General features: G+C 29.7%; 19 protein-coding genes. 7 read left to right on the top strand and 12 right to left on the bottom strand.

The window, feature by feature from the left end; all coding sequences use genetic code 11:
- Complete coding sequence (locus tag R3X25_RS02660) at positions 1–471, top strand: biopolymer transporter ExbD (RefSeq protein ID WP_317671585.1); 471 nt, start codon at positions 1–3, stop codon at positions 469–471.
- Between the two features lie 83 nt (positions 472–554).
- Entirely contained in the window at positions 555–1,226 is a 672-nt protein-coding gene (locus R3X25_RS02655; RefSeq protein WP_317671583.1) for a porin family protein, read from the top strand.
- Here R3X25_RS02655 and R3X25_RS02650 read toward each other — a convergent pair.
- From R3X25_RS02650 to pyrH, 7 genes are all read right to left on the bottom strand, one after another.
- On the bottom strand, positions 1,214–1,822 hold the full coding sequence (locus R3X25_RS02650; RefSeq protein ID WP_317671581.1) for a hypothetical protein: 609 nt from the start codon (positions 1,820–1,822) through the stop codon (positions 1,214–1,216). The two genes, R3X25_RS02655 and R3X25_RS02650, sit on opposite strands and share 13 nt — an antisense overlap.
- An 11-nt stretch (positions 1,823–1,833) precedes the next feature.
- Positions 1,834–3,291: an RNA polymerase factor sigma-54 gene (gene rpoN / locus R3X25_RS02645; RefSeq protein ID WP_317671579.1), complete on the bottom strand. Its 1,458-nt coding sequence runs from the start codon at positions 3,289–3,291 to the stop codon at positions 1,834–1,836.
- A gap of 83 nt (positions 3,292–3,374) precedes the next feature.
- A complete protein-coding gene (gene asnS, locus R3X25_RS02640; RefSeq protein ID WP_317671577.1) occupies positions 3,375–4,808 on the bottom strand; it encodes an asparagine--tRNA ligase in 1,434 nt (477 codons plus the stop codon).
- An 80-nt stretch (positions 4,809–4,888) separates the two neighbouring features.
- Complete coding sequence (locus R3X25_RS02635; protein WP_317671575.1) at positions 4,889–7,264, bottom strand: efflux RND transporter permease subunit; 2,376 nt, start codon at positions 7,262–7,264, stop codon at positions 4,889–4,891.
- Between the two features lie 55 nt (positions 7,265–7,319).
- Positions 7,320–9,830: a DUF5686 and carboxypeptidase-like regulatory domain-containing protein gene (locus R3X25_RS02630; protein ID WP_317671573.1), complete on the bottom strand. Its 2,511-nt coding sequence runs from the start codon at positions 9,828–9,830 to the stop codon at positions 7,320–7,322.
- Positions 9,831–9,919: 89 nt separating this feature from the next.
- Positions 9,920–10,474 (bottom strand): ribosome recycling factor, encoded by a 555-nt coding sequence (gene frr / locus R3X25_RS02625; RefSeq protein WP_317671571.1) that lies wholly within the window; start codon positions 10,472–10,474, stop codon positions 9,920–9,922.
- Between the two features lie 23 nt (positions 10,475–10,497).
- Entirely contained in the window at positions 10,498–11,205 is a 708-nt protein-coding gene (gene pyrH / locus R3X25_RS02620) for a UMP kinase (protein ID WP_317671569.1), read from the bottom strand.
- 178 nt (positions 11,206–11,383) lie between these two features.
- Here pyrH and R3X25_RS02615 point away from each other — a divergent pair, with 178 nt between their 5' ends.
- Positions 11,384–12,694, top strand: coding sequence for a sugar MFS transporter (locus R3X25_RS02615; protein WP_317671567.1), 1,311 nt, complete (start codon positions 11,384–11,386; stop codon positions 12,692–12,694).
- A 70-nt stretch (positions 12,695–12,764) separates the two neighbouring features.
- Here the strand turns inward: R3X25_RS02615 and tsf are convergent, their stop codons facing one another.
- From tsf to polA, 5 genes are all read right to left on the bottom strand, one after another.
- Positions 12,765–13,730: a translation elongation factor Ts gene (tsf, locus tag R3X25_RS02610; protein ID WP_317671565.1), complete on the bottom strand. Its 966-nt coding sequence runs from the start codon at positions 13,728–13,730 to the stop codon at positions 12,765–12,767.
- A gap of 30 nt (positions 13,731–13,760) precedes the next feature.
- A complete protein-coding gene (gene rpsB, locus R3X25_RS02605) occupies positions 13,761–14,525 on the bottom strand; it encodes a 30S ribosomal protein S2 (protein WP_317671563.1) in 765 nt (254 codons plus the stop codon).
- Positions 14,526–14,678: 153 nt separating this feature from the next.
- A complete protein-coding gene (gene rpsI, locus R3X25_RS02600; RefSeq protein WP_317671561.1) occupies positions 14,679–15,065 on the bottom strand; it encodes a 30S ribosomal protein S9 in 387 nt (128 codons plus the stop codon).
- Positions 15,065–15,520 (bottom strand): 50S ribosomal protein L13, encoded by a 456-nt coding sequence (rplM, locus tag R3X25_RS02595; protein ID WP_317671559.1) that lies wholly within the window; start codon positions 15,518–15,520, stop codon positions 15,065–15,067. The genes rpsI and rplM overlap by 1 nt, the downstream gene beginning before the upstream one ends.
- A gap of 149 nt (positions 15,521–15,669) precedes the next feature.
- Entirely contained in the window at positions 15,670–18,483 is a 2,814-nt protein-coding gene (gene polA, locus R3X25_RS02590) for a DNA polymerase I (protein WP_317671557.1), read from the bottom strand.
- 140 nt (positions 18,484–18,623) lie between these two features.
- On the opposite strand from polA, the gene R3X25_RS02585 reads away from it, so the two are divergent.
- The 4 genes from R3X25_RS02585 to R3X25_RS02570 all read left to right on the top strand — a co-directional run bounded on the left by R3X25_RS02585 (position 18,624) and on the right by R3X25_RS02570 (position 24,270).
- Entirely contained in the window at positions 18,624–20,582 is a 1,959-nt protein-coding gene (locus tag R3X25_RS02585; RefSeq protein WP_317671555.1) for a T9SS type A sorting domain-containing protein, read from the top strand.
- Between the two features lie 3 nt (positions 20,583–20,585).
- Complete coding sequence (locus tag R3X25_RS02580; RefSeq protein WP_317671553.1) at positions 20,586–21,971, top strand: hypothetical protein; 1,386 nt, start codon at positions 20,586–20,588, stop codon at positions 21,969–21,971.
- Positions 21,972–21,988: 17 nt separating this feature from the next.
- A complete protein-coding gene (locus tag R3X25_RS02575) occupies positions 21,989–22,990 on the top strand; it encodes a hypothetical protein (protein ID WP_317671551.1) in 1,002 nt (333 codons plus the stop codon).
- 68 nt (positions 22,991–23,058) lie between these two features.
- Entirely contained in the window at positions 23,059–24,270 is a 1,212-nt protein-coding gene (locus R3X25_RS02570) for a metallophosphoesterase (RefSeq protein ID WP_317671549.1), read from the top strand.
- The last annotated feature ends 7 nt before the right edge of the window (positions 24,271–24,277 follow it).

The raw sequence follows: 24,277 nt of genomic DNA, 5'->3' as shown, positions 1-24,277 counted from the left end.
ATGAGTAAATTTAAAAAGAAGAAAAAAGGGTTACCTGCAATTTCTACTGCATCATTACCTGATATTGTATTTATGCTTTTGTTCTTTTTTATGGTATCTACAACTATGCGTGAGACTGATTTGTTAATCAAAAAACCAGCATTACCAGTTGCAAGTGAAGTAAAAAAACTAGAGCAAAAGAGTTTAGTGAGCACTATTTACGTGGGTAAATCTAAAGATAAAAATATATCTGGTGATAAAATCCAAGTAAATGATAAAATAATAGATGTTAAAGATGTTCCAAGTTTTATTTTTTCTGAAAGAGCTTTAAGAAAAGAAGAAGAAGTTAAATATATGACTACTTCTATTAAAGCTGATAAAGAAGCAAGTGTTGGAACTATTTTAGATATTAAAGAACAATTAAGAGATATAAACGCTTTAAAAGTTAGTTTTTCAACTAGTAAAGGTAATGACTTAAAAAGTAATTACTAACAGTATAATTCTCAATAAATTTAAAAAAAGGCAATCTAATATTAGATTGCCTTTTTTATTTGATTAAACTATATTTGTTTAATATGAAACAGTTAGTACTATTTATTGTTTTAATTTTTACAATTAATGTATCAGCACAGATTGAAAATGATACAATTGATTCAAAATATTTGGAAGATCAACTTTATATTTCTTTAACTTATAATTTGTTAACTTCTAAACCATCGGATATTTCTCAAAATGGATTTTCGGGTGGATTTTCAATGGGTTTTGTAAAAGATATTCCATTGAATAAAGAAAGAAATTTTGGAATTGGAATTGGTTTTGGTTATGCTTACAATGCGTACATTCAAAATTTAAAAATTAGAGAGCAAAATAGTGTTTTTAACTTTGATATTGCTGAAGATTTTGATGTTAATAGATTATCAATACACGCAATTGATTTACCTTTTGAAATACGATTTAGAAACTCTACGCCAACAAAATACAAATTTTGGAGAATTTATGCTGGAGTTAAATTTAGTTATTTATTTTCTTCTAAATATAAATACAATGATTCTTCAGAAACACTTGTATTTAAAAATATCTCATCTGTAAATAAATTTCAATATGGCTTAACTCTTTCAGCTGGTTACGAAGTTTGGAATTTATATATTTATTACGGTTTAGAACCTTTATTTAAAGATGCATTTTTGGAAGCAGAAAATATAAAAATGAAAGATATACATATTGGTTTAAAGCTTTACATAATGTAAAACACTCCAAATGTAGCTAGCTGCGATAATAACCCTACAAAAAAGCCTAAAAACACTTCTTTAGCTGTATGTGCTCTTAACTTTAATCTAGCAGAAATAATAAAGCCTGCCAAAACAAATAATAGGATATAGATTAGTATAAAGTTTATTCTATAAACATAACTGAAGTACAGTAAAAACCCAATTAAACCACTTATTCCAATAGCATGAAGACTTATTTTAATTTTTACATGTAATAATAAATAAGCAATAGATAATGCAATTCCAAATCCAAGAAAAAACAAAGCCAATAGGTCAACTATTTGGTTTTTAAATAGCCAATTAGTTAAAATTAGAGAAATAGCAATCATTAAACTAGTTGGAAATTTACGTTCTTCAATAGTAGCTGATTGAATACTAGAAATCATTTTAAACTGTTTTAACATAAATAATAAAAACAAAGGGAATAAATATGACCCAATAATAATAACCGTAAGAATTGTATATTCTTGTGATTTATAAATATGTTTAGGAATAAATAAAAAATATACAATAGTTCCTACAATTGGAAAATTGATTGGATGAAAAAAATATGAAATAAATTTAGAAAACCCCATAGTTAAAGTACCTATATTTCTTTTCGTAATCTTGCAACAGGAATATCTAATTGCTCTCTATATTTTGCAACTGTTCTTCTAGCAATAGGATACCCTTTTTCTTTTAATAAAGCAGATAACTTATCGTCTGTTAGCGGTTTTCTTTTATTTTCTTCACTTACAACTGTTTCTAAAATATTTTTTATTTCTCTTGTAGAAACATCTTCACCTTGGTCGTTTTTCATAGATTCAGAGAAAAACTCTTTAATTAGTTTAGTTCCGTAAGGTGTGGTTACAAATTTGCTGTTAGCAACTCTAGATACTGTTGAAACATCCATATCAATAACATCAGCAATATCTTTTAAAATCATTGGTTTTAACTTGCGTTCATCTCCAGTTAAAAAATATTCTTTTTGATGCTGCATAATTGCATTCATGTTCAATAATAATGTTTGCTGACGCTGTTTTATAGCATCAATAAACCATTTAGCACCATCTAGTTTTTGTTTGATAAATAAAACTGCATCTTTTTGTGATTTCGATTTATCTTTAGAGTTTTTATAACCTTCAAGCATTTCATTATATTCTCTAGATATATGAAGTTCTGGTGCATTTCTAGAATTTAGTGTTAAATCTAATTCACCTTCAATAATACGTATAGTAAAATCAGGAACAATTTGTTCGGCAATTTTATTATTACTAACGTATGATCCTCCTGGTTTTGGATTTAATTTTTCAATTTCTGAAATTGCCTCTTTTAATTCATCTTCTGTAATATGAAATTTTTGAATTAATTTTTTATAGTGTTTTTTAGCAAATAATTCAAAACCTTCTGTTAATATACCAATAGCCAATTCTCTGCTTGGTTTATCTTTTTTTCTATGAAGTTGAATTAATAAACACTCTTTTAAATCTCTAGCTCCAACTCCTGCAGGGTCTAATTGTTGTACAAGTTTTAATAAGCGGCTTATTTCTTCTTCAGAAGTGTATACGTTTTGTGTAAAAGCTAAATCGTCTAAAATATCTAACAATTCTCTTCTTATATAGCCACTTCCATCAATACTTCCAATTAAAAAATCGGTAATAATTTCTTCATCATCAGTTAAGCGGTACGTGCTCATTTGGTTTTTTAAATACTGTGTAAACGAAGTTCCAGATGCGTAGGGAACTTGTTTGTCATCATCATCACTAGAATAATTATTTGCTTGAGTTTTATACATTGGTATTTCATCATCACTCAAATATTCATCAATATTAATATCTTCAGCACTAATATTTTCGTTTCCATCATCATCATAATTATCATCATTTTCATTATTTCCTAACTCTTCTATCTTTTCCTTACCATTTTCTAATGCAGGATTTTCTTCTAATTCTTGTTTTAAACGTTGTTCAAATGCTTGTGTAGGCAATTGAATTAGTTTCATCAACTGAATTTGTTGAGGAGATAATTTTTGAAGTAATTTATATTGTAAACTCTGTTTAAGCATATATTATTTTGGTTGTACTTTTATAAAAATACAAAAAAACATACTATGAAAATAATATGTTTTTTAAAGTGTTCAGATTTTTTTTAAAAATCAGCATTTTGTGGAGTTCTAGGATAAGGAATTACGTCTCTAATATTTCCCATTCCTGTAGTAAATTGTACTAAACGTTCAAAGCCTAGACCAAAACCACTGTGTTCTGCTGTTCCAAATTTGCGAGTGTCTAAATACCACCACAATTCTTTTTCGTCAATGTTTAAGGCTGCAATTTTTTGTTTTAATACATCTAAACGTTCTTCACGTTGACTTCCGCCAACAATTTCTCCAATACCTGGAAATAAAACGTCCATTGCTCTTACTGTTTTTTCATCATCGTTTAGGCGCATGTAAAAAGCTTTAATATTTGCCGGATAATCAAATAAAATAACAGGGCATTTAAAGTGTTTTTCAACTAAATAACGTTCGTGTTCACTTTGTAAATCTGCTCCCCATTCATTTATTGGGAATTGAAATTTTTTCTTTTTATTTGGTTTGCAATTACGTAGTATATCAATAGCTTCAGTATAACTTACACGTTTAAAATTATTTTCAACAACAAAGTTTAAACGTTCGAGTAAAGTCATTTCACTACGTTGATTTGCAGGTTTTGTTTTTTCTTCTTGAGTTAATCTATTATCTAAAAACTCAACATCATCTTTACATTTTTCTAATGTATATGAAATAACTGATTTTATAAAATCTTCAGCCAAGTCCATATTATCGTCTAAATTATTGAAAGCTACTTCAGGTTCAATCATCCAGAATTCTGATAAGTGACGTGTTGTATTTGAGTTTTCGGCTCTAAAAGTAGGTCCAAATGTATATACTTTTCCTAAAGCCATTGCATAGGTTTCAGCTTCTAATTGTCCAGAAACAGTTAAGTTAGTTTCTTTACCAAAAAAATCTTTAGAATAATCTACTTTACCTTCTTCGTTTTTTGGAAGTTTATCTAACCCTAATGTTGAAACTTGAAACATTTCACCAGCACCTTCTGCATCAGATCCTGTAATAATTGGCGCGTGAAAATTGTAAAAACCATTTTCAGTAAAATATTTATGAATTGCAAACGAAAGTGTTGCTCTAATACGCATTACTGCACTAAAAGTATTTGTTCTAATTCGTAAATGTGCATTTTCACGTAAAAATTCAAAGCTATGTTTTTTAGGTTGAATTGGGTATTCTTCAGGGTTAGAATCACCTAAAATTTCAATTTCTGAAACGGTAATTTCAACAGTTTGCCCTTTTCCTTGACTTTCTACTAAAGTTCCTTTAATTGCAACTGCAGCTCCAGTTGTTATTCTTTTTAAAGTTTCTTCTGGTGTGTTTTCAAAGTCAACAACACATTGTATGTTTTTTATTGTAGAACCATCGTTTAATGCAATAAATCTATTAGCTCTAAAAGTTCTAACCCAACCTTTAATCTCTACTTCTTGTAAAAAACAATCAGAATTTAATAATTCAGCTATGGTTTGTTTTGTCATTTTTCTTAAATTTTGAACAGCAAATATACACTATCAAATTAAGGTTTAAAAATGGATAGTTTGAAAGTTATGTGAAAAAGTTACTTATCTCCGTTTTCGTCTTCAGGAACTAAAATATCTAGTGTTGGTTCTTTTAAAACTTTTTTATTAGCAATTCTTTTTTCTAAAGAGAGTAGTAATGAAGGTAATAGAATTAAGTTTGAAACCATTGCAAAAAGAAGTGTGATAGAAACCAAACCACCTAATGCAATTGTACCTCCAAAGCTAGAAACTGTAAATACCAAAAAGCCAAAGAAAAGTACAATAGAAGTGTAAAACATACTTACACCAGTTTCACGCAGTGCTCCATAAATAGATTCTTTAATTCTCCAGTTATTAGCTTTTAATTCTTGTCTATATTTTGCTAAAAAGTGAATTGTATCGTCAACTGAAATACCAAAGGCAATACTAAATACTAATATGGTTGAAGGTTTTAAAGGTACGCCTAAATACCCCATAAGCCCAGCAGTAATTAGTAACGGAAATATATTTGGAATTAATGAAATAACAATCATTCTAAGCGATCGGAACATAAAAGCCATAAAAATTGCAATTAATAGAATGGCTAACGTAAGGGAAACCACTAAATTATTGATTAAAAAACGAGTTCCTTTTACAAAAACTAAAGCTTTTCCAGTCATTGTTACATCATAGCTTTCTTTTGGAAATTCTTTATCAATTTTTTGTTGAATTCGTTCTTCAATAATTTCCATTTTATCGGTTCCAATATCTTTCATAAATGTGGTTAATCTAGCATATCTGCCTGTTGAGTCCACATAATTGTCTAGCATATTAGAGTTTTCGGTTGAATTTTTCGCATACGATAAAATCCAATTTTTTTCTTGATTGTTTGGTAATTGATAGTATTTTGGTTTTCCGCTATAGTAAGCTTGTTTTGTATATTTTATAAGATTTAAAACAGAGATAGATTTAGATAATTGAGGAATTTCATCAATAGTTTCATCCAATTTATCCATTCGTTTTAAGGTGGAGAGTTTCATAACACCTTTTTCATTTTTGGTGTCAATCATAATTTCTAAAGGCATAATACCTCCAAATTCTTCTTCAAAGAAAACAATATCATTAAAAAACTCTTCGCCTTTAGGCATGTCTTCAATTAAACTTCCAGATACTTTAACCATGTAAACTCCAATCATGCTTACAATAATTAGCGTAATTGTAGTTGCATAAACAGAAACTCTATGATTTTTAACTACAAATTCCATCCAGTTTACAATACTTTCTATCCATTTTCTTTCTAAATGTTTTAAATGCTTTTCTTTTGGAAGCGACATAAAACTGTAGATAATTGGAATAATTAATAATGCTAAAACAAATATTCCAATAATATTAATGGATGCAATTGTACCAAATTCACGTAATAATTGACTTTTGGTAAAAATAAAAGTTGCAAAACCAGAAGCTGTTGTTACGTTAGTCATTAACGTTGCGTTTCCTACTTTTGAAATTACGCGTTGTAATGATTTTGCTTGGTTTCCGTGTTTTTTTACCTCTTGTTGGTATTTATTTATTAAAAATATGGCATTTGGTACACCAATTACAATAATTAATGGAGGAATTAATGCCATTAACACTGAAATTTCATACCTAAACCAGCCAATAAATCCAAACGCCCAAATTACTCCAATACTAACTACTAAAAGGGTTATAAGTGTTGCTCTAATAGATCTAAAAAAGAAGAAAAAGATAACAGCAGTAACAGCTAAAGCTAAACCAACAAACAAGCCCATTTCATCAATAATGTTTTGGGCATTCATTGTTCTAATGTATGGCATTCCAGATACTCTAACGTCTAAAGTATTCGTTTGTTCAAATTTTTCTATAGTTGGATTTAATGCTTTTAAAATAAAGTCTTTTCTGGCTCCAGTATTCACAATATCCTTATCCATATAAACTACTGTTCGTATGGTTCCAGTTTTTTTATTGTATAAGAAATTATCGAAAAAAGGTAGGTTGTTAAATAGTTCGTCTTTTATTTTTAGAACTTCTTCGGTAGTTTTAGGGTTTTCAGTGTAAAGTGGTTCTACATCGAATTTTTTTTCTTTAGTATTTTTTTTAAGCTTTTTAATATCTGCTACAGCTACTGTAAAATCTACTTCAGGAAAACTATCTAATTTGTTAGATAACTCATTCCAAGCATTAAATTTGGTAGGCGTAAATAGTGTAGAATCTTGAACTGCTAGAATAACTAAATTTCCTTCTTCACCAAATAGGTCTAAAAATTTATCGTATTCTATATTAATTTCGTGGTTTGCGGGTAATAAATTGGCTTCAGTATACGAAAAACGCATATATTGCATTTGTGAAGAAAGGAAATAGGTAAATGCAGCTATTAAAACTAAAATTAAATACCTTCCTTTTAAAATAAACCTAGAAACAGGAGTCCAAAAATCCATCAAAAAAATTTCTGCAAAGTTAGTAAAATAGTTTAGTTATAATAGTTATAGATTACTAAAATCCAAGGTTTAATTTAAAGGTAAGTTTTACGGCCAAATTATCACTTACTTTAGCATTTTGATTTGGGCCATATCTATAAAAAGCGCTAGCTCCAAAGCCTTTGAATAAACCATTTAATTCTAAACCACTCTCGTAATAACCATTTTTTAAACTTTTAAAGTCAATACCTGTATGAAATTGTTTGTTATCAATGGCTCCAACGGCCGCTCTAGAAACAAAAGTAAATTGTGGTCGAAATTTATTGGTAATTTTAATTGGTTTTAAATCGTGTTTAAAATGTAATGCAATATATCTATCTGAAATAAATTCGTTATAACCCATTGTTTCAAAGCTGTTTTTCCCTGCAAAAGTTACACGTTTTATCCAAGGGCTTTTATGTGTGTAGTTTGGTGTAGAATTGTATAAATGCGTTAATGGAGCATCACCAAAAACTGCACCACCTTCTAACATAAATGTTGTAGTTGCTTTTCTTAATCTATCTATTTTATGTAGAATTCTAAAATTAATTTGTGTAAAATCAAAATCGCTTTCAAAAATATCTTTTAAACTTTTACTTACTTGAAATGTAATTTGAGGAAAGTTATTTTTAATAGTTAGTTTTCCAATTGGTGAATTCATATACTCGCTAAACGGATTGTATTGAATTCCAATAGATGCTGTTGATAGATTATAATTTGTATACGTTTCTCCTTCAGAAATAAATTGGTAATTAAACAAAGGTTTAAATTTTCCGGTAGTAAATTTAATTTTTGCTTCTAAATTTGGTTGAATATCGTGTGTAATATTTGCACTATATGTTTTGTAATTAAAAAACTTACTAATGTTTAAATTTCTTGGATTTATTGGTGAAAACGAAGTGTTTTCTTTAATAAAATGAAGTGATGCTGCTTCCTCAATATCATTAGTATGTTGTATTCCAAACCACGTATTAGATTCTTTATTAAATCTTACTGAAGCTCCGTAACTATATTTAAATTCTTTATCTTTAGTTCCGTAAGCAACATACGACTCTAGTTTAAACTTGTTTGAAAAACTTGAATTGGTAATTCCGCCAAAACCAACTCTTAAACCTTCATAATTATTTAAGTTTATTATTTTTCCAAGATTTAAGTTTACGTATTTTGTAGGGTAGTAGCCTTTTAATAGGTTTCTAGCTAAATTTATTTTTCTGTTTACGCCTTCTTTTTCGGCTAAACTATCTAAAAGTATATAGGTTTCTTTTCCTCTTTTAGTAATTGAATCTGTTCTATAGGTGTTCCAAAATTTAGTTGACTTTTTATGTGCGTTTTCTTCAAATTTAATAGTAGTGGCTGAATTAGAAATTTTAATAGGTTTATTAATTTCAATTTCACTATTAATAGTTTTTGAACTAAAATATGAAACATCACTAGGATCTTTTTTTGCAGTTTTAACAATGGAATCATTTGGTTTATTAGTTGAAAATTGAACCATTCCGCCAAATAAGTTTGTATTTTTTTTATTCTCTCCTTTTTTAATTATAATTTCTTGATCGGTTGGAAACCAAATTTTTTGAGCTGGTTTATATTGGTAGTTTTGTTCAGCTTTAACATTTACAATAGCTTTTAGTTCAGCAATTCCTTTTGCAATTCCAAAGTTTTGTGAATCTATATAAAGTATACCTTCTAAACCAACAGTTTCTTTAGTTTCTGTAGGTCTAAAATAAAGCATTATTGTTTCTTTATTTTGAATTGTTACGGTGTCTAAAATTTTATAAGAATAATGTTTAAGTGCATTTTTTGAAACAGGGTTTATATATCTAGATCCTGCCAATGTGTAATATTCATTATAAAATGAAAAGTCTTGAATAGTAATTGCTAATAATTCATACAAAGGTTGTTTTAAACCAGCCATTCTAGAAGCTAAAACAACTTCTTTTTTCTTACTTCCTTTTTTAAATTTAAATTCTGAAATTTTTTCAGTTAAATAGATATGTGTTTTTTCTAATTCTTTTTTGAATTTATAGTTGTTAGAATCTAATTTTTTAAACACTTTTTCACCTTTTTTCAAAACAAAAATTGTATCTATATTGCCTCTAATAGAATCTGGATTTGCCGTAACTAATATTTTATTATACGCTTTAAATTTAAAAGAATTTAAAGCTTTTTCAATGTTGTTTTTGGAAGTATTAGCAATAACTTTTTTAATAAGTTTTATAGCTGGATTTTCTTTTGCCGTAATTACAATTTCATTCAAAGATTCTACGGTTTGTTCTAATTTTACACGAATAAATTTATCCTTTTCAGAAATAGGAACTATAACAGAAGAATAACCTATATATGAAATTTTTAGAGTTGTAAATTTACTTTTAGTTTTAATAGTAAATGTTCCATCCACATTTGTTAACGCGCCAAAATTTGTTGAAGTTATAACGGATGCAAAGGGTAATGGTTTATTGGTTTTTGAATCTAGTACAATACCTTGAATTGCAGTTTGAGAAAAAATAACTGCAGGAAAAAAAAGAATAATTAATAAAAATTTATTCATATACTTAATTTGATTCAAGTGTAAATATAATAGAAAAAAAAGCACTCGAACGAGTGCTTTTGTATTTGTGATAAGTTTAACGAAGATTGTTAAACTTTCATAATTTCTTCATCTTTTACTTTGTAAAGGCTATCAACATCAGCACTAAATTTATCCGTAAGTTTTTGAATATCAACTTCAGCATTCGATTTCATATCTTCAGATGCATCTGTTTTTTTAATTTCATTCATTGCTTCTCTACGATCGTTTCTAATACTAACTTTAGCAACTTCAGCTTCAGCTTTAGCGTGTTTAGAAAGTTCTTTACGTCTTTCTTCTGTTAATGCAGGAACGTTAATAATAATCATTTCACCATTGTTCATTGGGTTGAAACCTAAATTAGCAATCATAATTGCTTTTTCAATTTCTTGAAGCATGTTTTTCTCCCAAGGTTGAACTGTAATAGTGTGCGCATCCATAGTTCCAACATTTGCAACTTGTGAAAGTGCAGTTTTTGCACCGTAATAATCAACAGAAACGCTACCCAACATTGATGGGTTTGCTTTTCCAGCTCTAATATTTCTAAATTCTTTTTCTAAATGCACAATTGAATTTTGCATTAATTCTTTGGTGCTGTCGATTATAAATTTTAATTCTTCATTCATAATGGAAAAGTTTTAATTATTGATTATTTATCAACTAGTGTACCAATACTTTCACCAGAAACCACTTTTTCAAGGTTTCCTTTGGTGTTCATATCAAATACTACAATAGGTAAATTATTTTCTTGACTTAAAGCAAAGGCAGTCATATCCATAACTTTTAAGCCTTTATTCATAACATCTTTATAAGTTATACTATCAAATTTTACAGCATCATCATTTTTTTCAGGATCTGAAGTGTAGATTCCATCCACGCGAGTTCCTTTTAAAATTACTTCGGCATCTACTTCAATTGCTCTTAATACAGCAGCTGTGTCAGTTGTAAAATAAGGGTTTCCTGTTCCGGCACCAAAAATAACAACTCTACCTTTTTCTAAATGCCTTACAGCTCTTCTTTTTATAAAAGGTTCAGCAACTTGTTCCATTTTAATTGCTGTTAATAATCGAGTAAAAATTCCTTCTTCTTCGAGGGCGCTTTGTAATGCTAAACTATTAATTACAGTCGCCAGCATTCCCATATAATCTCCTTGCACTCGATCCATTCCGTTACTTGCAGCTGCAACACCTCTAAAAATGTTTCCTCCACCAATAACTATGGCTACTTCAACACCTTTATCAACAATGTTTTTGATTTCAAGAGCGTACTCTTTCAATCTTTTTGGGTCAATTCCATATTGGCGTTCACCCATTAGAGCTTCACCACTTAATTTTAATAAAATTCTTTTGTAACTCATAATTATTTTGAAAGTTATGCAAATATAAGAAATACTTTAGAAGTTTAAATACTGAAAATGTTTATAAAAATTGATTTTTATGATTGAATGAAAAGATTAAATATTGCTTTTAGATAAAAAAAAGTGTTAGAACAGAAAAAAAGATATATTTTTAAGTTTCTTTAAAATTACATTTTGAATGGCAGTAAATAACGTACCCCAAAACAAAAATTTAGTTCCAATTTTAATTATTGCAGGACTTTTTTTCATATTTGGATTTGTAACATGGATAAATGGAGCTTTAATTCCATATATGAAAATAATTAATGAATTAACTGAAGCGCAGTCTTATTTAGTAGCTTCGGCATTTTATATTTCGTATGTTTTTATGGCATTACCAGCATCTTATATTCTAGAGAAAATAGGCTATAGAAAAGGAATGTCGTTAGGTCTTTTTGTAATGGCAATAGGTTCGCTTGTATTTATTCCTGCTGCTGAAGCTAGAACTTATTGGATGTTTTTAAGTGGTATTTTTATTCAAGGATTAGGTTTAACAATTTTACAAACAGCTGCAAATCCATATATAACAGTTTTAGGGCCTATTGAAAGTGGAGCAAAAAGAATTGCTATTATGGGAATTGCCAATAAAATTGCAGGTGCATTAGGCTCAATTATATTTGGAGCAATTTTACTTTCTGGTATTGATGAAGTTAAAGAAAAGTTGAGTGTTGTTTCTGTTGAAGAAAAAGGTAAACTTTTAGATGTTATGGCAGATAGTGTTGTAATGCCATACATTATAATGGCAGTTGTACTTTTTGTGTTAGGATTGTTGATTAGAAAAGCACCTTTACCTCATGTTGAAGCTGAACCTATTAGTGAGTCTAGTGACAGTAAAAGTTCCAAAACTAGTATATTTCAATTTCCTCATTTGTGGTTAGGGGTATTAACCTTGTTTGTATATGTTGGGGCAGAAGTTATAGCAGGTGATACTATTATTTCTTACGGGATTTCTCTCGGTATTTCTGCTGAAAAAGCAAAGTTTTTTACCACATTTACCTTAATGGCAATGGTTTGTACTTATGCGTTAGGAGTTTTTCTAATTCCTAAATACTTAAAACAACATACTGCTTTACAGATTAGTGCTGTTTTGGGTATAATTTTTAGCATTTGTATATTGGTTACAACTGGATTTACATCAGTATTATTTGTAGCCGCTTTAGGTATTGCAAATGCGTTGGTTTGGCCTGCAGTTTGGCCTTTAACTTTAGATGGATTAGGGAAATTTACCAAAACTGGTTCTGCATTGTTAATTATGGCAATTGCTGGTGGAGCTATTTTAACACCACTTTATGGAAGGTTAGTAGATGTAGCAAAACATAGTTTATTAAGTGAAGGTTTTATGGAAAATGAAGCACTTGCTTTTGCATCAACTTCTAGTTATTGGATTTTGTTACCTTGTTATGTTATTATTCTGTTTTTTTCGTTGAAAGGTTACAAATTAGGAAAGTAATTAGCTATATAAAATTAAAAAGCCTCGCATTTAGCGAGGCTTTTTTTATAAGATATAATTTAAGAATTTCTTAAACTAAAGAAACTCTTTTAAATCCTGTAACTTCTACACCTGCTTTTGCAACGTAATCAGCAACAGTAATTTTTTCATCTTTAATAAAGTTTTGATCTAATAAACATTGCTCTGTATCAAGAGTGGTATTATCAGAAATAAAACGTTCTAATTTTCCAGGAACAATTCTATCTAAAATAGCTTCTGGCTTACCTTCAGCAATTAATTCAGCTTTAATATCAGCTTCAGCTTTTGCAAGAACTTCATCAGTTAATTGAGATCTAGAAATAAAAGTTGGTACATTTTTCAATGTTTTTCCTAATCTTCCTAACTCAATATTATCTTTTTCAATTACTGCAATTCTAGCTTCAGTTTCAGAAGCAACATATGCAGGGTCAAAATCTTTGTATGATAATATTGAAGCTCCCATTGCAGCAACCTGCATAGAAACGTCTTTTCCAATTACATCAGCACCGTCTACCTTTTCAGATAAAGCAGTTACTGCAGCAATTTTGTTACCAGCGTGGATATACGCACCTACAAAACCACCTTCAACTTTTTCAAAAGATCCAATTTCTAATTTTTCACCAATAACTCCAGTTTGCTCAATTAATTTTTCAGCAACTGTCATACCTCCAAAATCAGCAGCTAAAAACTCATCTTTTGAATTAGTATTTACTGCAATAGCAGCAAATTCATGTGCTAAAGCTACAAAGTTGTCATTTTTAGCTACAAAGTCTGTTTCACAGTTTAAAGAAATAATAACACCTTGTGTAGCATCACTATTTACTTTAGCTATAACAGCACCTTCTGAAGAATCTCTATCAGCTCTTTTATCAGCAACTTTTTGTCCTTTTTTACGAAGGATTTCAATTGCTTTGTCAAAATCACCTTCTGCTTCAACAAGTGCATTTTTACAGTCCATCATACCAGCTCCGGTAGATTTTCTTAATTTGTTTACTTCTTGGGCTGTAATTTTCGCCATTTTAATATATTTTTTATTGAGTTAAATCAATTATTTTTTTTCTTCAGTTTTAGCAGCAACTTTCTTTTCAGTTTTTGCTTCGTCAGCAACTTTTTCTTTACCAGCTTTTCTTGCAGCTAAACCTTCAGCAACACCATCAGTAATAAAACCTAAAATTTTATCAATTGATTTTGAAGCATCATCGTTTGCAGGAACAACATAATCAATACCTCTTGGATCAGAGTTAGTATCTACCATTGCAAAAATTGGAATATTTAATTTTTTAGCTTCTGCTACAGCAATATGCTCTTTTTTAATATCCACAATAAAAATTGCACCAGGTAAACGAGTCATATCAGAAATAGAACCTAAATTCTTTTCTAATTTAGCTCTTTGACGATTGATTTGTAATTTTTCTCTTTTAGATAAAGCATCAAAAGAACCATCTTGCTTCATTCTATCAATAGAAGACATTTTTTTAACAGCCTTTCTAATAGTAACAAAGTTTGTTAACATTCCACCAGGCCAACGCTCTGTAATATAAGGCATGTTAACGCTAGATGATTTTGTTGAAATAATTTCTTTTGCTTGTTTTTTTGTTGCTACAAAAAGAATTTTTCTACCTGAAGCAGCTATTTTCTTTAGAGCATCAGCAGCTTCATCAATTTTAGCAGCTGTTTTGTAAAGATCAATAATGTGAACTCCGTTGCGTTCACCATAAATGTAAGGTGCCATATTTGGATCCCACTTTCTAGTTAAGTGACCAAAGTGTACACCAGCATCTAATAAATCTTGAATTTCGATGTTGTTTGCCATTTTTTATTTTTTAGTTTACTTTCCGTTGAATTAGCAATAGATGAGTAGCGATTAATCGATCTCACCTATTTGGATGCTAAACTTTCAACAATTTGTTGTTTATATTTATTTTTAATGAAGTACCAAAAATGGTACACAAATTCCAAATAACGATTAACGTTTTGAGAATTGGAATTTTTTTCTTGCTTTCTTTTGACCGAATTTTTTACGTTCAACCATTCTTGGATCTCTAGTAAGTAACCCGTGAGGTTTTAATAAAGTTCTATTTTCTTCATTAATTTCTACTAAAACTCTTGAAATTGCAAGTCTTATTGCTTCTGCTTGACCAGTAACACCTCCACCAAACACATTTACTTTAACATCGTATGCATCTACATTGTCAGTTAACATAAATGGTTGCTTTACTTTATATTGTAAAGTTGCAGTTGTTAAATAGTCGTTTAAGTCTTTTTTGTTAACAGTAATTTTCCCAGTTCCTTCAGTAACATATACACGAGCAACGGCTGTTTTTCTTCTCCCTATTTTGTGAATTGTACTCATTATCTAAGATCGTTTAAGTTAATAGCTTTTGGTTGTTGAGCTTCTTGATTGTGCTCTGTACCAGCATATACATATAAATTTCTGTAAAGAGCGCTACCTAATTTGTTTTTTGGTAACATTCCTTTTACTGCTTTTTCGATTAAACGAGTAGGTTCTTTTTCGAACATTTCTACAGCAGTTAACGATCTTTGACCTCCTGGATAACCTGTGTGACGGATATATGATTTGTCAGTCCACTTTTTACCAGTTAAGTTTATTTTTTCCGCGTTGATAACCACTACATTGTCTCCACAATCTACGTGAGGAGTGTAATTTGGTTTGTATTTACCTCTAATTAGCATTGCTACTTTAGAAGCTAGACGACCCAACGTTTGGCCGTCTGCATCAACTACTAACCACTCTTTGTTTGCGGTAGCTTTATTTGCTGATACTGTTTTGTAACTTAATTTACTCACAATTAAATTCTTTGTTATAGTTAAACATTTATTTTTAATCCCTAAAAAGGGAGTGCAAATGTACAACTAATAAATTTAATTTCAAATAGTGAATTTGTTATAAAATTTAAAGTTATTTTTAATATTGAAATACTGCTTGTAAAAACTACCTAATGTGCTTCTAACCAATGTTGTCCTTCTCCTAAATCAACTGTTAATGGTACGGATAATTTAAATGCATTTTCCATTTCGTTTTTAATCAGGTTTTTTATCTTTTCTTTTTCCGAATTATACATGTCAAAAACCAATTCATCATGTACTTGTAAAAGCATTTTAGATTGGTAGTTGCCTTCGGTTAATTTTTTCTGAATATTAATCATTGCTATTTTAATAATATCAGCTGCGCTTCCTTGAATTGGTGCGTTAACAGCATTTCTTTCATCGGCGCTTCTAACAATGGCGTTTTGTGAATTGATATTTTTTAAATAACGTCTTCTTCCTAAAACTGTTTCCACATAGCCTTGGTCTCTAGCTAAATCTATTTGACTTGCAATGTATTGTTTTAGTTTAGGGAATGTTTCATAATAATTGTCTATCAATTCTTTGGCTTCAGCTCTAGATTTATTTAACTGTTGTGCTAATGTAAAAGCACCTTGTCCGTAAATTATCCCAAAGTTTACCGCTTTGGCATCACCACGTTGGTTGCGAGTAACATCTTCTAATGGAATATTGTAGATTTTTGCAGCTGTTGCTGCGTGAATATCTAATCCTTTATTAAAAGATTCTATCATACTTTCGTCTTTACTTAAGGCAGCAATAATTCGTAATTCAATTTGCGAATAATCGGCAGCGAGTAACGTATAGTTTTCATCTCTAGGTACAAATGCTTTTCTAACTTGTTTTCCTCTTTCAGTTCTGATAGGAATGTTTTGCAGATTTGGATTGTTTGAACTTAAACGACCTGTTGCGGCAACTGATTGACTGAATGTTGTATGGATTCTTCCAGTTACTTTGTTTACTTCGTTTGGTAAGGCATCTACATAGGTGTTTTTCAATTTTACCAATCCACGCCAATCTAAAATTTCTTGAACAATGGTATGTTTTGGAGCTAATTTAGATAGTATTTCTTCACCTGTGGCGTATTGCCCAGTTTTGGTTTTTTTTGGTTTATCAACTAGTTTTAAATGTTCAAAAAGCACATCACCTAATTGTTTTGGTGAAGCTAAATTAAATTCAATTTCAGCTTCTTTATATATGGTATCTTCTAGTTTTTTAATATCTGAAGATAATTCTTCGGAAAGTGAATTTAAAAAGATAGCGTCCATTTTAATTCCTTCTAACTCCATAGAAGCCAGTACTTTTAATAGTGGTAATTCAATTTTGGTATATAATTTTGTAAGACTTTTTTCTTCTAAATTTTTCTCAAATAATTGTTTTAATTGAAATGTAATATCTGTTAGTTCTATAGTGTAATTGGCTTGTTTTTTTATTTCAATTTGCGATATGGTTAACTTGTTTTTACCTTTTCCAATTAACGATTCTAAAGTAATTGGTTGGTAGTTTAAATAGGTTTCAGCTAACACATTTAAATCGTGTCGCATATCTGGATGTAATAAATAATGTGCTAGTTTAACATCGAAAATAATTCCTTTTAAGTTTGTATTAAAATTATGAAGAATTTTGATGTAGTCTTTTAACTCATTACCTATTTTTTCAATATTTTCGTTTTCAAAAAAAGGCTTAAATTCATTGAGAATTTCTTGTTGTTCCTTTTCTTCAATTGAAATATAATAGCCACTATTTTTAGCATATGAAAATGAAATTCCAATAATTTGACTTTCAAAGGCGTTAGTCCCAATAGTTTCTATATGAAATGCAACAGAAGTTTGTTTTAGTAAATTTTTTAATAATAGGCTTCTAGCGAAAGAGGTGTTTATAAATTGATATACTTGTTCTTTACTTTCAACAGTTTTATAACCTGTAGTGTTTTTAGTTTCTTGTGGAGTAGCAAATAAGTCGAATTGTTGTCCAGAAGAGGTGGCAGTTTGTTTTGGTTTTTCTGAAGTAGTTTCTAGATTTTTATTTTCAGTTGTTGGAATCGGTTTATTAAAAAGTTTATTGAATTGTTCAGAAGCGCGTCTAAATTCTAATTCTTTAAAAACTTCATCTACTTTTTCAAAATCTGGATGATTTAATTCGTAATCCTTTTCATCAAAAGTAACTGGGCAATCTAATAAAATAGTAGCTAATTTTTTTGAAAGTAATCCAAGTTCTTTATTTGCTTCAACTTTTTCTTTCATTTTACCTTTTAGCTCATGTGTATTCTCAAAAAGGTTTTCCATGCTTCCATATTGTTTCAAAAACTTTTTAGCAGTTTTATCGCCAACACCTGGTAAGCCTGGAATATTATCTACAGCATCTCCCATCATACCTAAATAATCAATTACTTGTTCTGGTTTCTCTACTTCAAACTTGGCTTGCACTTCTGGAATTCCCCAAATTTCAATACCATTTCCCATTCTAGATGGTTTGTACATAAAAATATTTTCAGAAACTAATTGCGCAAAATCCTTGTCTGGAGTTACCATAAATGTTTGATAACCTTCTTTTTCGGCTTGTTTGGAGAGTGTTCCTATTAAATCATCAGCTTCAAAACCAGCTTCTTCAATAATTGGAATATGCATGGCTTTTAATATTTTATGAATGTATGGAACAGCAATTTTTATGGCTTCAGGAGTTTCTTGTCGGTTTGATTTGTATTCAGGAAATAAATCATTTCGTAAATCTGAACCGCCTTTGTCAAAGGCTACGGCTAAATGATCTGGTTTTTCACGTCTAATTACATCTAATAGCGAATTTGTGAAACCCAAAATAGCGGAAGTATCCATTCCTTTTGAATTGATTCTTGGGTTTTTTATTAAAGCATAATAGCCTCTAAAAATAAGTGCATAAGCGTCTAAAAGGAAAAGTCTTTTTTTAACCATTTATTTAATTTAATATGTTTTTTATATGTGTTTATTTACTGTTTATATGTGTTTTTAGTTTTAGGTGTATGATTTTTATCATACAAAAAAACATAAATGAATTGTAAATTTACACCATAAACTTCAATTCCCTACAAGTTATGAGACAAAAAATATTTTTTGTAATCATATTATTTTTTTCTATCTCATATTTGAATTCTCAAGTATTTAATCAAGGTGTTTTAAAAATTCAAGAAGCAACTGATGTGTATTTTGGTGAAGAATATACAAATAATTTGGGAGCAACGCATTATTGTAATGGTGATTTGTATTTAGAGAGTAATTTTATAAATAATGGAACAACTAAATCTACTGCAGGAACAGTTAGTTTTATTAGTTCTACTAATAAGATTCAAACAATTTCTGGGAGCTCAAACCAAGTTAATTTTTATAATTTAAAAACCGATATGTCTACAACTGGAACGTTAGGAGTTTCAGTTGTTGATAATTTTGGTTTATATATAGAAAATTCAGTTAATTTAGATGATGGAGATTTAAGACTTGTTGGTGATGCGCAATTAATTCAAACACATACAGGTTCAAATGCAAATACTTCTATTAGTGGTTTGTTGCATAAAGATCAGCAAGGGTATGCTTCAGCTTATGGTTATAATCATTGGTCCTCTCCAGTTAATAATGGTGGTTCATATTCTTTAAATGGAGTACTTTTTGATGGGACTGACTCTGATATTAACCCATTTAGTTCACAGCAAGTATTATTTAATTCGGGCTCTTTAGAGGGTTCAGAAGCTTTAACTGATGGTAGTGGAAATGTAATTACTCCATTATCTATAAGTTCAAGATGGCTTTATAAATTCTCAAGAGGAAGTACAGGTGAATATGCTGATTGGATCAAAATTGATGAAAACAGTAATTTATTACCTGGAGAAGGCTATTTAATGAAAGGTACTAATACTGCTAATTCATCTCAAAATTATGTGTTTAAAGGAGAACCTAATGATGGAACTTATTCTTTTACAGTAGGAGCAGGGGAATCAAATTTATTTGGAAATCCATATCCAAGCGCAATAGATGCAAGTAAATTTATTTCAAATAATTTATCACTATTTGATGGTACTTTGTATTTCTGGGTTGAAGGAGGTTCAACAAATCATTATAGATCTGATTATTTAGGAGGATATGCAACCAGAAATTTAACAACGGGTGTTTCTGCATCAGTAAATCCATCCGAAGCTGGACTTGGGTCTGCAAATACAACTTCTCCAACCCAATACATTGCAGTTGGTCAAGGTTTTTTTATGGATACAACAGCAAATGGTTCAATTGTATTTGATAACTCTTTAAGAGTTTTTAAAACAGAAGGTTCAGGAGAGTCAATTCATTACAAATCAACTGAATCTAAAGTAACAGAAGAAAATAGTGTTGTTAGAATTGGATACGAAGATCCAGAAAATTTTCATAGGCAAATAGCTTTAGGTTTTTTACCTAATTCTCCTGATGCAAATTTAAATTATAATGTAGGTTATGATGCTTTAATGTCTGGAGAAAGAGAAGATGAATTATTTTTTATTATTGATAATGATTTGGAAAAAAAATATGTGATACAAGGTGTTGGTGCTTTTAACGAAAGTTTAGAGTTTGATTTAGGTTTAATTATGAGTGAAGAGGGGGCGCATAAAATTATGTTGGATGGTGTTGAAAATTTTTCACAGGATGTGTTTTTAAAAGATGTGTTTTCAGGAACAATCTATAACTTAAATCAAGCAGAATATAACATAGAACTTCCTACAGGTAGTTATTTAGATAGATTTAAACTGGTTTTTGTTGAAAATGTACTTTTAGTTGATAATATTCAAGAATTGTTTTTAAATGTATATTATAATTCTACAAGTTCAAATATTATATTGCTTAACTCTAGGCAAATTAAATTAAATGCAGTAGAAGTTTATAATAATATTGGGCAAATTGTTTATAAGCAAAGCAAACAATTAAACTCAAGTTCAAAAATTAAAATTCCCTTTAATTTAAGTAATGGACTTTACTATGTAAAAGTAATGTCAGAAAATAAAAAAGAAATTTATAAAATATTAAAAATATAAAATATGAAAAATATATCCCTACAATTATTTTTTATACTAGCGGTAGTTTGTAATATTCATGCACAGGTTGGTATTGGCACAGTTAATCCTAATGCTTCATCTATGCTAGATATACATTCTACAACAAAGGGTTTGTTAATTCCTAGAATGACTACAGCCCAAAAAAATGCTATTAGTTCACCGGCGGAGGGTTTAATGGTGTATGATACCGATTTAGATAAATTCAACTTTTATAACAATAGTACTTGGTCAATTGTAGAATCTAATGATAATTATCGAAATAATTATGTTTTAGTGACCTCATCAGCTGATTTACCTGCTCCTTCAGGTGGGGTAATTACTTTAACACCTGGAACCCTATATGAAATAAATGGAGCTATAGCAATACCAAATACAATAGAATTAAATGGTTGTGTTTTAGAAGGTAGAGATATAGGAAGTGATATGTTAATATTTACTGGTTCTGGAGCATTATTATCAGGAACAAAAGGTGGTGTAGTCAAAAATCTAACATTAGTTGGTAGTTCAGGTAAAAATTTATTTAATTTAAATGATGCAACCAAAACGTTATCTCTTATATTTAGAGATTGTTATGTTTCTTCTTTTGCTTCAGTAGGAAGCATTTCTGGTTACAACGTGGTTTTAATGAATTTAATAAATTTTATTAATAATAATAATGGTGTAACTTATTCAAACAATTCAAAAATATTTTTGGAAGATCAAGGTTGGTTTTCATCAAATACAGGCACATTTACCAAATTAATTGGAGATTTTGATAAGATTTACATATCGGGTGGTATGACACAATCCTTGTCGGGCTCTACAGATTTAGATGTAAATGGGGTTACTAGTATTTCGAGCAGAGCAACTATAAACTCTGTTGCTTTTACAGGAACAGGAACTAGAACATCAGGTACTTTTTCTAAAGAATGGGAGGTAGAGTCAACGGGTTTAATTACAGAAAAAGATGATGTTGCAACAGGTTCAATTTATATAAATAGTACTAATACAACTAATATTACTTCAAAAGATGTTCCAACAAAAGTTAGTGGAATAACAACGGCGGCAAACTTATTTAGGGTTGATACTGGCTCTCAAAATAACCGACTACGCTATACAGGTACAAAAACAAGATATTTTGAAGTAACAGCTACTTTTTCATTATACGGAGGTAGAAATGATGTATATGCATTTTATATTTATAAAAATGGAGTAAAGGAACCTTCTATATATGTTGAAAATAAAATTGCAAATAGTGGAGACGTTGGTGCAGCTACTATAATGGGAACCGTGTTGTTAGCTCCAAATGATTATGTAGAGTTGTGGGTTGAAAATAAATCAGCTGCTGCAGATTGTACTTTAAACGCAATGAATTTAATTATAAAATAAATTTTAAAAAAAATATTATGAAAAATATTTCCCTACAAATATTGTTTATTGTTGTTTTAGGAATTAGCACTCAAGCGCAAGTTGGAATTGGAACAACCAATCCAGAAGCTTCATCAATGTTAGATATTCAATCAACATCAAAAGGAGTGTTAATTCCGAGAATGACAACCTTACAAAGAGGAGCAATAGCTACACCTGTTAATGGTTTGTTAGTTTTTGATACAACAACTAGTTCTTTTTGGTTTTACACTACAAGTTGGCAAGAGTTGGCTGCAGAATCATCTACAAATAATTTTGTAGATGCCGATGGAGATACAAAAATTGAAGTAGAAAAAACTCCAGATATCGATGAAATAAATTTCACAACATCAGGTACTGAACGTATGAAAATTAATGCTAATGGAGTGGTGATTATGGGAGATAGTATGAGTGGTAATTATACGAAAGTTACAACTGATGGATCTTTAAGCTACGAAGGTGAGGCAACTAGATGGGATGATTTAAAGGTGCCAATGAATGCTACAAATAAAGGAAGTAGTAACCAACCTGAATGGTTGGAATTTAAGGAGAATGGAACGCAAGGAGTGTGGTTATGGTCATTTTCCCATAATGTAGAAGAAGAGCTTTATTTTGTAGTTCAAATGCCACATGGTTGGAAAGAAGGTTCAGATATTTATCCACATGTTCATTGGACAACAAAAGTTGGAAGTTCAGGTAATGTTAAATGGGCATTAGAATACACTTGGTCTAATGTAGGAGATGTATTTTCTAATCCAACAATAATTTCATCTTCAACAATAACTAAAGGTGACGCTAATACTGCTTATAATCATAATTTAACAGCTCTTCCAATTATTACAGGTACAGGTAAAACATTGTCTAGCATGCTAGTATGTAGAGTTTATAGAGATGGTGACGATGGATCTGATACTTTTAATAATGAAGTTCAAATATTGGAATTAGATTTCCATTACCAAATTGATAGTGATGGAAGTAATGAAGAATATTCTAAATGGTAAACTGTTAAAAGCTTCTTAAATAAAAACTTGTAGAAGTGTAGTTTCAAATAAAAATATAAATTTGAAACATGCTTCGACTTTTTATTTTTACATCGGTAATATTACTAATAGATTTTTATGCTTTTCAAAGTGTAAGAACTCTCACCAAAAATAAATGGATTTACTTGGTTTATTGGTTAATTTCAATTGGTGTCATTGCTAATTTATTTTTTCAATTTTCTCAAAGAGATACACATGGAATTTCACAGCGTGTAATGTTTGCAATTGGGCTATTTATTTTGTTAGGAGTACCTAAAATTGTGATGGCTTTTTCAATGTTAGCAGAAGATATTATTAGAATTATAAAATCTGTTTTTAATTTAATGTCTTCTTCTGATGCTACTTTTATTCCTAGTAGAAGAGCTTTTGTGAGTAAAGTTGCATTAGGTCTAGCAGCAATTCCATTTGCTTCAACTATTTATGGAATGATGCGTGGAAAATATAACTACCAAGTTGTAAAACATACCTTATTTTTTAATGATTTACCAGAAGCTTTTGATGGTTTTAAAATAACCCACTTGTCAGATATACACAGTGGAAGTTTTGATAACCCTGAAAAAATTTCTTATGGAATAGATTTAATTAATGAACAAGAATCAGATGTGGTTTTATTTACAGGTGATTTGGTAAATAATATTGCTGACGAAATGGACAATTGGATTCCTTATTTTAATAGAATACAAGCTAAAGAAGGGAAGTATTCGGTATTAGGAAACCATGATTATGGAGAATATGTGAGATGGAATAATTCAGAAGAAAAAGAGCAAAATTTTCAAGCAATAAAAGATATTCACCCTAAAATTGGATTTGATTTATTGCTTAATGAAAGTAGATATCTTAAAAAAAATGGTGAAAAAATAGCATTAGTAGGTGTTGAGAATTGGGGAACTCGTTTTAAAAAAGCAGGTGATTTAAAAAAAGCTTCAGAAAACATTAAAAAAGAAGATTTTAAAATTTTAATGAGTCACGATCCTTCGCATTGGGAAAGTGAAGTGAAAAAGCATGAAGATAATTATCATTTAACTTTGAGTGGACATACACATGGAATGCAATTTGGTATTGAAATTCCAGGTATAAAATGGAGTCCTGTTCAATATATCTACAAGCATTGGGCAGGTATTTATAAAGAGTATAATAGATATATAAATGTAAATAGAGGTTTTGGGTTTTTAGCTTTTCCAGGTAGGGTTGGTATTTGGCCTGAAATTTCGGTAATTACTTTGAAAAAGATGAAAGATTAGTGGTTGT

It is taken from the genome of Lutibacter sp. TH_r2 (assembly GCF_033101135.1).
GTDB lineage: Bacteria > Bacteroidota > Bacteroidia > Flavobacteriales > Flavobacteriaceae > Lutibacter.
The sequence above is the reverse complement of the archived record's forward strand: the minus strand, read 5'-3'. Positions and strand labels throughout refer to the sequence as shown.